Source organism: Brotaphodocola sp., assembly GCF_983179755.1.
On record NZ_CFAHBC010000009.1, the window covers coordinates 1 to 13,655 of the forward strand.

General features: G+C 49.9%; 7 protein-coding genes. All 7 read right to left on the reverse strand.

Translation table 11 applies throughout. The annotated features are described in order from the left end of the window. Nucleotides 1-901: 901 nt before the first annotated feature. The gene (locus AC4EVX_RS05225) at nt 902-3,559 is read right to left on the reverse strand and encodes a heavy metal translocating P-type ATPase (RefSeq protein ID WP_490159716.1); all 2,658 of its coding nucleotides are present in this window, start codon (nt 3,557-3,559) and stop codon (nt 902-904) included. A gap of 135 nt (nt 3,560-3,694) precedes the next feature. After that, nucleotides 3,695-4,027, reverse strand: a complete 333-nt coding sequence (locus AC4EVX_RS05230; RefSeq protein ID WP_308451178.1) for a metal-sensing transcriptional repressor — start codon at nt 4,025-4,027, stop codon at nt 3,695-3,697. 364 nt (nt 4,028-4,391) lie between these two features. Continuing rightward, nucleotides 4,392-9,047, reverse strand: coding sequence for a PolC-type DNA polymerase III (locus tag AC4EVX_RS05235; protein ID WP_490159717.1), 4,656 nt, complete (start codon nt 9,045-9,047; stop codon nt 4,392-4,394). A 40-nt stretch (nt 9,048-9,087) separates the two neighbouring features. Continuing rightward, entirely contained in the window at nt 9,088-10,182 is a 1,095-nt protein-coding gene (gene ispG, locus AC4EVX_RS05240; RefSeq protein ID WP_308451176.1) for a flavodoxin-dependent (E)-4-hydroxy-3-methylbut-2-enyl-diphosphate synthase, read from the reverse strand. Nucleotides 10,183-10,369: 187 nt separating this feature from the next. Further along, on the reverse strand, nt 10,370-11,512 hold the full coding sequence (locus AC4EVX_RS05245) for a M50 family metallopeptidase (protein WP_490159747.1): 1,143 nt from the start codon (nt 11,510-11,512) through the stop codon (nt 10,370-10,372). 69 nt (nt 11,513-11,581) lie between these two features. Next, nucleotides 11,582-12,733 carry a 1-deoxy-D-xylulose-5-phosphate reductoisomerase gene (locus tag AC4EVX_RS05250; RefSeq protein ID WP_490159718.1) on the reverse strand — a complete coding sequence of 384 codons (1,152 nt, stop codon included), beginning with the start codon at nt 12,731-12,733 and terminating at the stop codon, nt 11,582-11,584. 96 nt (nt 12,734-12,829) lie between these two features. Next, nucleotides 12,830-13,633, reverse strand: a complete 804-nt coding sequence (locus tag AC4EVX_RS05255) for a phosphatidate cytidylyltransferase (protein ID WP_177977113.1) — start codon at nt 13,631-13,633, stop codon at nt 12,830-12,832. Nucleotides 13,634-13,655: the final 22 nt, after the last annotated feature.

Genomic DNA, 13,655 nt, shown 5'->3' on the forward strand with positions numbered 1-13,655 from the left:
CTTGCGAGATATATCACTCATATCGCTCAAAAGTCCTCTTTCGATATTGAAAAATATCTTTCATATCTTTCTTTTTCAAAAGATTTTTTGATAATATGAAGTAATATGGTCTGATTTTGGGTAAGCTTCGCCATTCCGCTATTGCTGACGCCAATACCAGACTGTTTTTGATAATAAACCACCATCTATCTCAAAGACAATTTTTTTATCAGAATATCTCTATTCTGATTTTTTACTCTTCTCTCTGGGATAGTCCTGTGTATATCCAATGTGACAACCAGATCATTGAAACGCGACAAAGCGACGATTTCAATAAATTCCAGTATTTTTCTTTTGTTTGAATCTTTTGATCCTGTTTGATTGATTCATTTTGCATGCCGGAAAATACATCTAAACACTTCTTAAATCTTCTTTTATGCAAAAAAAATCTGCACCGCTTTACTATCTTGTCCTTTGAAACGTTGCAGATCGTGTGGCTGTCGCACTCTCCTTCTGAGAGTCGCCAGTTATCTGAATATGAGACCATCAGAATTGCTTCTTTCGGTGCTGTTTGAACCAGATAATCTGCGATTTTACGCCCGTCCATGATGTCTTTGCCACATTTTTCCGTTTGTTTCTTGCAGATAATGGAAAATAGTAAGTAAACTCATTTCAATAAGAAAATTCTCTGAAATTAGTGCCTACGGTCGTGTATAGTATATATCCCTGTTTGAGGAAAAGCAAGTATTTTTTGAGATTATGGATTTCTTTTGTTTTTATTAAACCAAGATTGTCCAGAAAATAGGGATAAAAAAATCATTGTGCATAAAGTGCATAAGGCAGAAGGGGAATTGTTTCTCCTTCTGCCTTATGAAATGGTTAGAATTACATAATGATGAATAATTGTCTTTATTTCTTGATTTTACTCGATTCCCGTTACGGTGTAATCTTTGTCTTCTACGGTCTTCTTGAGCACGTCATCGCTCACCTCTGCGGTCAGAGTAACCACTGCGGTTCCCTTCTCATGGCTAACTTCTGCGCTTGCTACCTCCGGCAGTGCCTCGAGTGCCTTCTTGACCGTTGCCTCGCAGTGTCCGCACATCATACCCTCAATCTTGATTGTCTTTGTCATGTTCGACTCCTCCTTGTTTGTTTTAGCAGTTGCAGTTCCGTTACCGGACTTGCCTGCCATTTTGTTTTCCATTTCGGATTTCTCCGTCTGGAATTTATGATTCTCCTGCCCGGACACTCCATCCGCACCGGCTGCGACATGCTTACCTGTCGTCTTCCGTTTTTTGTCCCGGCTGGCATCATACATCTTAAACAGGTTCAGTCTCAGCGCATTTGTGACCACGCAGAAACTGGACAGACTCATTGCTGCTGCTCCGAACATCGGATTCAGCTTTATGTGGAACAGCGGATACCAGACACCCGCTGCCAACGGAATGCCGATCACGTTGTAGAAGAATGCCCAGAACAGGTTCTCGTGAATGTTCCGCAGTGTCGCACGGCTCAGACGAATCGCTGCCGGTACATCGCTTAAACGGCTCTTCATCAGCACGACATCGGCTGCGTCGATCGCGATGTCCGTACCTGCTCCGATCGCGATACCGATATCGGCTCTCGTGAGTGCCGGTGCATCGTTGATGCCATCTCCGACCATTGCCACCTTGCCCTGTTCTTTCAGGGAACGGATCACGGCTTCTTTTCCTTCCGGAAGCACGCCTGCGATTACCTGATCCACACCTGCCTGTGCGCCGATCGCCTTTGCGGTGCGCTCATTGTCGCCGGTCAGCATGACAACGCGGATTCCCATATTCTGAAGCTCCTTGACTGCCCGCGGGCTATCTTCCTTGATCACATCTGCAACGGCGATGATACCTGCAAGTTTCTTGTCCTGGCTGAAGAACAGCGGGGTCTTTCCCTGCTCGGAAAGGCGTTCTGCCTGTGCTCTCACGCTCTCAGAAACTTCTACCTGTGTCTCAATAAATTTCAGATTTCCTCCGCAAAGAATGCTTCCATCCTCCGCGATTGCGGTCAGACCATTTCCCGGAAGTGCCTGGAAATCCATCGTCTCACCGGCTTCGATTCCATTTTCCTCTGCCCGTGCAAGAACAGCTTTTGCCAGCGGATGCTCACTCTTCTTCTCAAGCGCACACGCAAGTTTTAAAAGCTCGTTCTCCGACTCTGCGTCGACCGGAATCATATCGGTAACCTTCGGCTCTCCACTTGTGATCGTTCCGGTTTTATCGAGGGCAACGATATCCATCTTGCCGGTCTCTTCCAGAGAGACAGCGGTCTTAAACATGATACCATTCTTTGCGCCCATTCCGTTTCCGACCATGATCGCAACCGGCGTCGCAAGTCCAAGTGCACATGGACAGCTGATAACGAGAACGGAAATTCCTCTCGCAAGTGCAAATCCAAAGCTCTCTCCTGCGAGGATCCATACGATCGTTGTCACAATCGCGATTGTGATAACCGTCGGAACAAAGACTCCGGAAACCTTATCAGCAATCTTTGCAATCGGCGCCTTCGTCGCTGCCGCGTCGCTGACCATCTGAATGATCTGGGAGAGCGTTGTGTCCTCTCCGACGCGCGTCGCCTGACAGCGGATGAAGCCGGACTGGTTGACGGTTGCTGCCGAAACCTTGTCTCCAACGGTCTTATCGACCGGAATACTCTCACCGGTCAGAGCTGACTCGTTGACTGCACTGTTTCCCTCAAGCACAATTCCATCGACCGGAATATTCTCGCCCGGACGAACAACAAATACATCGCCCTTCTGTACCTGATCGATCGACACGCTGACTTCTGCACCATCTCTGACAACAGTCGCCGTCTTCGGTGCGAGCTTCATCAGGCTCTTCAAGGCATCGGTCGTCTTTCCCTTTGAGCGGGCCTCAAGCATCTTTCCAACCGTGATCAGCGTCAGAATCATTGCCGCCGACTCAAAGTAGAACTCATCCATGTACATCATCACGCGGTCCATATCGTTTTTGACCTGAGCATCTGTCATTGCAAACAGTGCGTAGGTGCTGTACACGAAAGCGGCGGTTGAGCCGAGAGCAACCAGCGTATCCATATTCGGAGCGCGGTGTGCAAGACTCTTATATCCACTGATAAAGAACTTCTGGTTGATTACCATGATCGCGATCGCTAAAAGCATCTGGATCAGTCCCATCGCCACATGGTTGCCATTTAAGAAGGATGGAAGTGGCCATCCCCACATCATATGTCCCATTGAGAAATACATCAGGACAACCAAAAATCCAACGGAGTAACACAGACGACGTTTCAGAATTGGAGTCTCATGATCTTTGAGCATCTCCTCTCCCTCAGATGCGCTCATTGCACCTCCACTCTTTTCCCCGCTCTTTGCGCCTTTCTCCGAAGCGCCGTATCCGGCTTCGACAACCGCCGAGATAATCGCAGAACTGTCAGCAGTTCCCTCGACACCCATCGAATTCGTCAACAGGCTGACCGAACAGGAAGTCACTCCCGGCACTTTGGAGACTGCCTTTTCGACTCTCGCACTGCATGCGGCACAGCTCATTCCCGTCACTGTATATTGTTTCACAATCTCTTCGCTCCCTTCCAAAACAGGTCAAATACAAGAATGCAGGGCTTCTGTCTACTTAAATCCACCTGAATTGATCTGAATCGATCTACATCAATCTGCATCCATCTGTATCTGTCTGTTCTCTTACTTGATCTACTTCATCAGCTTTTGGAGAACATGAACGAGCTCATCGATTGTCTCCTCATGTCCCTCCCGGATATCGTCCGCCACACAGGTGCGGATATGGTTTGCAAGAAGAACCTTATTGAAACTGTTCAGCGCCGCATTTGCCGCTGCAACTTGAACAAGAATATCCGGGCAGTACGCATCCTTCTCCACCATTCCCTTAATCCCCCGAATCTGGCCTTCAATCCGGTTTAAGCGATGAATCAAATCCTTGTACTCCTTCTCCGAACGCTCCTTGGTCTTGTGATGGCAACAGCACTTTTTTTCACAAGTTTCTTTGGTCTCTTTCTTTTCTTCCATGTGATACTCCCATTTATCTGATTTCCCACGCAAGCGAGTTATTTCAAGTCAACGCTCGTGGAGCGTATAATTCAGAATGGAAGAGAGTCCTCCTTTCCAATCATATACCCCCTGTGGGTATATTTAATATAGCGCGATCTTCTGATTCTGTCAAGTACCCATTTTCTCAAATAAATCCTAATATTTCTCAATAATTCCCTGTAACGCAGTTTCCCATTCCGTTCAACCCAATGCTTGCAACAACTTATCACGTAATTCTGAGTTATACGAAAAAACTGCCGGAAATCCGACGATGCAGACTGCACGTCTTCTCTCCAGCAGTTTCAGTTTTCCCAAAAAGGAATAAAAGAACTCTCTCTAAACACTACGCCGTAAAATCAAACAACGAGAGCTGGTTGCTCTCCGGCAGATCGCCGAGAAGCCCCATATCCGCCATCAGATCGCAGAGCGTCTTGCTGACCTTCGAGCGGTTTCTGAAATCCTCACGCGACAGGAATGGTCCCTCTGCCGCAGCTTCCACGACACCCTCGGCTGCCTTATCTCCCATTCCGTCGATACTTGCAAGCGACGGCATCAATTTTCCATCAATAATCTGGAAACGGTCTGCCTGCGCACGATAAATGTCAATCGGCATGAATTCAAATCCGCGCGCATACATCTCCTGCACAATTCTCATGTCGCGCAGGGTATCCTGCTCTTTCTTCGAGAGCGAGTCCTGACGCTTGCGGTAGTCAGCGAGGTGGAACTCGAGTTTTTCACGTCCCTGACACATCAGCTCATACGAAAATCCGCTCGCACGGATACTGAAGAATGCCGCATAGTACGCGAGCGGGTAGAACACCTTACAGTACGCCACTCGCCATGCCATCATAACGTAAGCCGCTGCATGCGCCTTAGGGAACATGTATTTGATCTTCAAACACGAATCAATGTACCACTGCGGGACATCGTGGGCGAGCATCGCCTCAATCCACTCACTCTTTAGTCCCTTACCTTTTCGGACAGACTCCATGATCGTGAACGAAAGTCCCTCCTCCATGCCTTTCTGAATCAGGTAGACCATGATATCGTCTCGACAACAGATCGCAGTCTGAATCGTCGCCTGACCGCTCAAAATCAGGTCTTTTGCATTTCCGAGCCATACATCGGTTCCGTGTGCCAGACCTGCGATACGCACCAGATCCGAGAAATACTTCGGCTGGGCATCAATCAACATCTGCATTGCAAAGTCGGTTCCAAACTCCGGAATTCCGAGTGCGCCGAGCTTACATCCACCGAGATCCTCGGGCTTGACACCGAGCGCCGACGTATTCTGAAACAACGACATGACCTCCGGGCTGTCGAGCGGAATGTCGGCAACCGGGTCAAGTCCAGTCAGATCCTGAAGCATACGAATCATCGTCGGATCATCGTGTCCGAGAATATCAAGTTTTAAGAGGTTGTGGTCAATCGAGTGGTAATCGAAGTGTGTCGTCACAGTCTTCGTCGTCATATCGTTTGCCGGTCGCTGTACCGGAGTAAAGGAGTAGATCTCCTCACCGATCGGCAGAACGACAATACCGCCCGGGTGCTGACCGGTCGTCCGTCGAACGCCGACACAGCCCTCAACGATTCGCTCAATCTCACAGTTTCTCTTGTGAACACCACGCTCCTCAAAGTATTTCTTTACGAAGCCGAATGCGGTCTTATCTGCGAGTGTACCGATTGTTCCCGCGCGGAAGGTCTGACCTTTTCCGAAAATAACCTCGGTGTAGTCGTGCGCCTTACTCTGGTACTCACCCGAGAAGTTCAGATCGATATCCGGCTCCTTGTCGCCCTTGAATCCAAGGAAGGTCTCGAACGGAATGTCAAATCCCGCTTTCGTCAGCTGTTTTCCACAGACCGGACAGACGCGGTCGGGCATATCACACCCCGCCATACCCGAGAATTTCTTTACCTCTTCTGAATCAAAATCATAATAATGGCAGTGCATGCAGACGTAATGCGGACTCAGCGAATTTACCTCGGTGATTCCTGCCATCGCTGCGACAAACGATGAGCCAACTGAACCTCGAGAACCTACGAGGTAACCGTCCTCAACGGATTTCCACACAAGTTTCTGCGCGATGATGTACATCACGGCAAATCCATTTGAGATGATCGAGTTTAACTCACGCTCAAGTCGCTCGACAACGATCGTCGGCAGTTCTTCCCCATAAATCTCATGTGCGCGGTCATAGCAGATCTTACGCAGAGTCTCATCGGAATCTGCAATGACCGGCGGACACTTATCCGGGCGCACCGGCGAGATCCGCTCACACATATCCGCGATCATCCGCGTGTTTGTGATCACAACCTCCTCGGCCTTGTCCGGTCCGAGATACTCGAATTCCTTAAGCATCTCCTCGGTCGTCCGCAAGAACAGCGGTGCCTGATCATCGGCATCATTAAATCCCTGACCTGCCATCAGGATTCGGCGGTAAATCTCATCCTCCGGATTCAAAAAATGCACGTCGCAGGTCGCGCAGACCGGCTTGCCAAGTTCCTCGCCCATCTGCACAATTCTCTTATTCAAATCCTCGAGATCCTGCCAGGTTTTCACCGAGCTCTTCTCATCGCGGAGCATGAACGCGTTGTTTCCGAGTGGCTGAATCTCAAGAAAATCATAGAAATCCGCGATTTTCATCAGCTCCGCCTCGGGAAGTCCGCGAAGAAGTGCCTGATAGAGTTCGCCCGCCTCACATGCCGAACCGATGATCAGTCCCTCACGGTACTCGTTGAGCACGCTCTTCGGGATACGCGGTCGCTTCGCAAAGTAATCGATGTGTGACCACGATACAAGGCGGTAGAGATTGATGCGTCCAACCTCATTTTTTGCAATGATGATCACATGGTGAGTCGGCAGTTTTTTGATCATGTCTGCACTCAGCTCACTCATCTCGTTGAGCTGGTTAAGATTCTCGACTCCGCGCGCGCGAAGCATCTCGACAAACTTGACAAAGATCTCCGCAGTTGCCCCGGCATCGTCGACCGCGCGGTGATGATTCTCAAGCGAAACGCCAAGTGCCTTTGCAACCGTATCGAGTTTGAATCGGTTCAGATTTGGCAGAAGGTGGCGCGCCATTGCGACCGTGTCGAGCACCGTCGGATCAAAGGGAAGCCCCTGCTCTTTTGCATTGTGGGCAATGAAGCTCACATCGAACGAGGCATTGTGGGCAACAAGCGCACAGCCCTCACAGAATTTCAGGAAATCCGGCAGAACAACATCGATCTTCGGCGCCGGAAGCACCATCTCATCGTTGATGCTTGTCAACTTCTCGATCTCAAACGGAATCGGCACATCGGGATTGACAAAGGTGCTGAATTTCTCGGTGATCCTGCCGTCCACGACCTTGACTGCGCCGATCTCGATGATCTTGTTCTTTTCCGGTGAAAATCCGGTCGTCTCGATGTCGAAGACAACGTAAGAGCCGAGCAGATTCTGTCCTTTGGAGTTCTCAACGAGCTGTTTCATATCGTCGACGAGATACCCCTCCACCCCATACAGGATCTTGAAATCATCGCCTTTGTCAAGCGCATGGTTCGCCTCGGTGAATGCCTGCACACATCCGTGGTCTGTCACAGCGATCGCCGGCATTCCCCACGATTTTGCGCGCTTTACGATGTCCTTGACATCGCTGACTCCATCCATATCGCTCATCTTCGTGTGGCAGTGAAGCTCCACGCGCTTTAACGGACTGTGATCCATGCGCTTGCTTGTGAAATCCTCGCCCTTCTTGATTCCGCGCACGGAGCCGATTGTGAGTTCTCCGTCGAATTTATCGATTGTCGTCATTCCGCGCAGACGGATAAACGATTTCTCAGCCGTCGCCTTGTTAATCTCCTCGAGCGAATCCGGATCTGCAAAGAGTTTGACTGTGATCGTATCGGTGAAATCGGTCACCTGGAACATCACGATCGTCTTTCCGCTCTTGAGCAGTCGGCTGTCTTTCTTTAAGATTTTTCCGCGAATCGTGACCTCACCGACTTCTCCCTCAATCTTCTCGATCTCGACAAAGTCATCCTCAAAATCACGCCCGTATAGCACGTCCGGATTGTCGGATTTCTTTCGGTAACCGCCTGAACTCCAGTCGCTCTTCTTGAAATTCTCGCGCTTTCCACCGCGCAGATTGCCCGGATGCGCCCCGGCTCCGCCGGACACGGTTCCGTTATCAGAACCAGCAGATGCACTCTTTGCCACACCCTTTGCCAGACTCTCTCCACCAGAAATTCCACCGCCTGCGTTTGCAGTACCTGCCTGCTTCGTGTTACCTGCATTTCCTGTTGTTCCCGCACCAGAAGAATTTGCACCGGAGGACTTTCTTGTCCCGGCTTCTTCTACTCCGGCTCCATCTGTTCCGGTCGCAGATGCGCCATTTGATTCATCCTGACCGTCGCCCGTTCGCGCGCGCAGATTCAACACATCTGCAACCGCCCTCGTCATCCGCAGTGCTTCCTGCTCTGCGAGAAGTTCTCTCTCGATCGAGGCCTTCGCGCGCGTCGCCGGGACATACTCAAACTCAATCTCGACCGGAACCGAGCAACGCTCGTAGAAAACCTTTTCGAGGATTCGCTTGAGTTCTCCTGCCTTATCACGGTTGATCATCGTGTCCTCAACCGTCATATGCAGAAGATCCGGCTCTGGAAATGAGAACTGCGCCTTTCTGAAAATCGAGTACTCCACGATGCTGTAATGCTTGAGTTCGAGAAGCAGGCTGTCGCGGTACGCAGACAGCAGTTTTTCCGGCGTGTACTGCTCAGACAGATGGTATTTCTCAAAAATCCTGATCTGAATCTGCTTGCCGTAAAAGAGCTGGTCTGCAATCCCGCGCTCCAAATCCATGATATTTTTTCGATGGATCAGACGCGGACTCTCGATGTACACGCGAATCAGACGACGGTCTCTCGTCATGGAGACACGGTCTACCTTCACCATCCCCATCAGTTCCTTCATCTGATCCGTCATATGTAATCCGGGAAATACTTCCAGAAATTCTTTCATTGTGCGTCTCATCCATCCTTTCAATCATGTAATCATGTGTTTATTTTGCTTCTTTTGCGTTCTTTGCCTTCTGCTCCTCAGATGCCTTCACAAGCTCTGCGCGCAGTGCCTGCAACAGATCACTTTCCGGAAGCTTCTTCACAACCTCTCCGTGCTTGATCAGCAGACCTTCCTTGATTCCGCCTGCAACGCCGAAATCTGCCTCTCTCGCCTCTCCCGGTCCGTTTACGACACAGCCCATGACGGCAACCTTGAGATTCAAATGATCGAACTCGGTCACCATGTTCTCGACCTTGTTTGCAAGACCGATCAGATCGATCTGAGTGCGTCCGCAGGTCGGGCAGGAGACAACCTCGATTCCGCCCTTGCGCAGTCCGAGTGTCTTTAAAATTCTCTTTGCAGACTTGATCTCCTCAAGCGGGTCTCCGGTCAGAGAAACGCGGATCGTGTCTCCGATTCCCTGGTAGAGAATGATTCCGAGTCCGACTGCGGACTTGATATTTCCGGAGGAGAGCGTTCCCGCCTCGGTGATGCCGACATGGAGCGGATAATGCGTCTTCTTGCTGATCAGCTCATGCGCGCGCACGCACATCATAACATCAGAGGACTTGATGCTGATAACGAGATTGTCGTATCCGAGGCGCTCAATCATTGCAACCTTGTCAAGTGCGCTCTCAACGATTCCCTCTGCGGTCACTCCGCCGTACTTCTCAATCAAATTTTTCTCGAGGGAACCGCTGTTGACACCGACACGGATCGGAACTCCGTACTTTTTCGCGGTGTCCACAACTGCCTTCACGCGCTCCTCCGAGCCGATATTGCCCGGATTGATGCGGATCTTGTCTGCCCCGCTCTCAATCGCTGCAATCGCAAGGCGATAATCAAAATGAATGTCTGCGACAAGCGGAATGTGAATCTGTTTCTTGATCCTGCTGATCGCTCCCGCTGCCTCCATTGTCGGAACTGCGACACGAATGATGTCGCATCCCGCCTTCTCAAGTGCGAGAATCTGAGCGACCGTCGCCTCAACATCCTCGGTCTTCGTGTTGCACATCGACTGGATCAGAATCGGATTGTCTCCGCCGATCACGCGATTTCCAATATGAATTTCTTTTGTCTTCATTCGCTCTGCCATCGTCTGTTTTTACCTCCCCGTTTTTCTTTTCCATGTTTTCTCTTTAACATTTTTTCAACATTTACTTTTAACGTTTTTTCGTCACTGTTCAGTACCTTCACAGTTACGTTTTTTCTAAGTATTTTCGTCACTGCAATGACTCGTTTCTCCCAGTCATCCTTTTACTTATCCTGCAAGATAAAAACACTTATCGGATAATCAGCTTGCTGATATCGTTGAAGAGCACGAGTACCATCAGTGCCATCAGAACCATCATTCCTGCCATATGAACCGCATTCTCAATCTTTGGGTCGGTCGGCTTTCTGCGCACAAGTTCAATCAGCAAAAACAACAGTCTTCCGCCATCAAGCGCCGGAATCGGAAGCAGGTTCATGATTCCAAGGCTCGAGCTCAAGAAAAGCACCCAGTTCGAGAGCACGAGAATCACTGCCTTTGTTCCGACCTCGCGTCCTTCCTGCACGGTCTCACCGACCATCCCGACAATACCGACCGGTCCACTGATCGCCTCATCAACCTTGACCTGACGGTGCACAAGCATCCGAATGCTGTCAAATGTCGAGACAACGCAGTATCTCACCTCATACACACTGTCGCTGATCAGCTCTCCGATTCCATGCACCTTCTCATACCCGCGAAACTGCACGCCGATCAGATAAGTCTGGTACTCCTGACTGTAAGCCGGAGTCAGCGTCACACTGCGCTTTTCAAATGCGCCCTTTGTCTCCCAGGTTCCATCTGCCGGTCGCTCATAGTGAATCACCATCTGCTCGCCCGGGTGCGAAAACGTATAAAGCTGTACATCACGGTACGCATAGATTTTTCTGCCGTTGATCTTTGTGATCCGGTCGCCTGCCTGAATCCCTGCCTCCTGAGCCGGAGAACCCTCAGTGACTCCATAAAGAACCGGCGCATCATGACCGACTGCCCCGACAATCACGATCGCAAACAGAAATGCGAGAATGAAGTTAAAAACCGGTCCCGCTGCAATCACGAGAATCCGCGCAAATACCGGCTTATTTCCAAATGCATTCGGGTCCGGATGCTCGACATCGCTGTCTTCCCCGACCATCATGCACGAACCACCAAACGGAAGCAGTTTCAGCGAATACACGGTCGTCTCCGATTCCGGCGCAAGCGCATCCGCCTCGGGGCGCGCAAGCAATTTTACCTTGTACGTTCCATTTGTTTTTACCAGACTGACAAGACGGGGACCCATGCCGATGGAAAATTCCACGACACCGATCCCGTTGAGTTTTGCCAGCAGGAAATGACCGAATTCATGTACCAGTACGATAAAGCCAAAAAGCAATATCGCCGCCACAATATTCAGCAATTTACCACCTGCTTTCTAAATATTTATTCTATTTTTCTAAATCATTTTTCTAAAAATATATTCCAGTTACATATTAAACTGCATCATCTGCAAGAATTCATACGTCTCGCGCTCTGCCTCAAGAATCTGCTCGACATCCGGGTTCTCTATCGTGTGATGATGCTCCATCGCCGACTCGATCATCTCAACGATCGCAAGATACGGAATCTCTCTCTTCAAGAACTTGCCAACTGCATACTCATTTGCCGCATTGTAGACCGTCGGCAGGGAACCACTGCGACGTCCTGCCTCATACGCGAGCTTCAGACCGCAAAACACTTCCATGTCCGGTGCCTCAAAGGTAATTTTACCCATTTTTGCAAAATCCAGACGATCTCCCGGAAGAAATCTTCTCTGCGGATAGTAGAGTGCATACTGGATCGGGAGCTTCATATCCGGTGTGCCAAGCTGGGCAATCACTGCTCCATCCTCGTACTCCACCATCGAGTGAATCACGCTCTGAGGCTGTACGACAACCTGCACCTGATCCATCTCGACATCAAAGAGCCAGTGTGCCTCCATGACCTCAAGTCCCTTGTTGACCATCGTCGACGAATCGATTGTGATCTTTCGTCCCATTGTCCAGTTCGGATGCTTGAGCGCATCCTCAACCTGAACGCCTGCAAGCTGATCCTTCGTCCATCCGCGGAACGGACCGCCGGAAGCCGTCAGCAGAATCTTGTGGATCTTATTTCCTTTTTCACCGTTTAAGCTCTGGAAAATTGCGCTGTGTTCACTGTCAACCGGAAGAATCTTCACACCAAGCTCCTTTGCGAGTGGCATGATCAGATGACCTGCGGTCACAAGCGTCTCCTTGTTTGCAAGCGCAATATCCTTTCCTGCCTTCATAGCAGCGATTGTCGGACGAATTCCGATCATACCGACAACAGCGGTCACCACGATCTCGGCATCCGGCTGGGTCGCCGTCTCCATCAGTCCATCCATTCCGGAGACAATCTTCACATCAAGATCTGCAACTGCGGTGCGCAGTTCCCTTGCCTTCTGCTCATCCCAGACACAGGCAAGCACCGGATGAAATTTCCGGATCTGCTTTTCGAGAAGCACAATGTTGCTTCCCGCTGCAAGTGCCGTCACCTCAATATCTCCGTTCTGCTCCACTACTTCCAGGGTCTGCGTACCGATCGAACCGGTCGAGCCCAGAATTGCAATCTTCTTCATGGTTCTTCTCCTTTTTCCGTTTCTTCCGTTACCTTTGTTACTTTCGTTACTTTCTTTGATTGTTACTTTTATTCTTGTCCTGTTATTTTTGTCCTGTTACTTTAAAAACGTCAGCGCAAAGTAAATTGCCGGTGCGGTGAACAGCATACTGTCAAAGCGATCCAGAATGCCACCGTGACCTGGAATCAGGTTGCCGTAATCTTTAATGTTGTGGTTGCGCTTGATTGCCGACGCCGCAAGATCTCCGATCTGGGAAATCATTCCCGCAATCGCACATGCAATCGCACATGTGATCTGAGGATTTGCGAGCTCCTGCATATGTGTTCCAAAAATGCTTCCGTAAATAAATCCGAGAAGTCCAGCTCCGACAATTCCGCCGATTCCGCCCTCAATCGTCTTCTTCGGACTCAGCACCGGCGTCATCTTATGTTTTCCGATCAGCATGCCGACGCAGTAAGCGCTCGTATCGCATCCCCATGAGCTGAAAAAGACAAGCCAGACGAGGTAGGCACCATCCGGCATCACACGCACCAGATAGAGATAGGACAGCATCACCGGCACATAAAACAGTCCAAAGAATGCCACCGTGATCTCCTCTGTCTTATACTTCGGAAATGTGAATACATAAATGCTCATCAGCACCATCAGCGTGATAATCGCAAGCAAGGTCACATACTGCTGACCGTTTTCCAGCCAGACCATCCCATAATATGCCAGAGCAGAGACAAATCCGACTGCTCCGAGCACATTTTTCTCGATCTTCATCACCCGATACAGCTCAAACAGACCGATCAGGGAGATCAGCGCCGTCGTCGCGTACAAAAGGATTCCTCCCTGTCCGACGATCAGAATTGCAAGAATGACAAGAACAATACCGCTTATCAGTCTCTTCGTAAACATCGTAAAATTTCCTCCGTTTATG

What these genes read in the sequence shown, in the direction of transcription:
- AC4EVX_RS05250 (WP_490159718.1), bottom strand. Translation starts at nt 12,733, where the DNA reads ATGAAGAAGATTGCAATTCTGGGCTCGACCGGTTCGATCGGTACGCAG.
- AC4EVX_RS05235 (WP_490159717.1), bottom strand. Translation starts at nt 9,047, where the DNA reads ATGAAAGAATTTCTGGAAGTATTTCCCGGATTACATATGACGGATCAG.
- AC4EVX_RS05230 (WP_308451178.1), bottom strand. Translation starts at nt 4,027, where the DNA reads ATGGAAGAAAAGAAAGAGACCAAAGAAACTTGTGAAAAAAAGTGCTGT.
- AC4EVX_RS05255 (WP_177977113.1), bottom strand. Translation starts at nt 13,633, where the DNA reads ATGTTTACGAAGAGACTGATAAGCGGTATTGTTCTTGTCATTCTTGCA.
- ispG (WP_308451176.1), bottom strand. Translation starts at nt 10,182, where the DNA reads ATGGCAGAGCGAATGAAGACAAAAGAAATTCATATTGGAAATCGCGTG.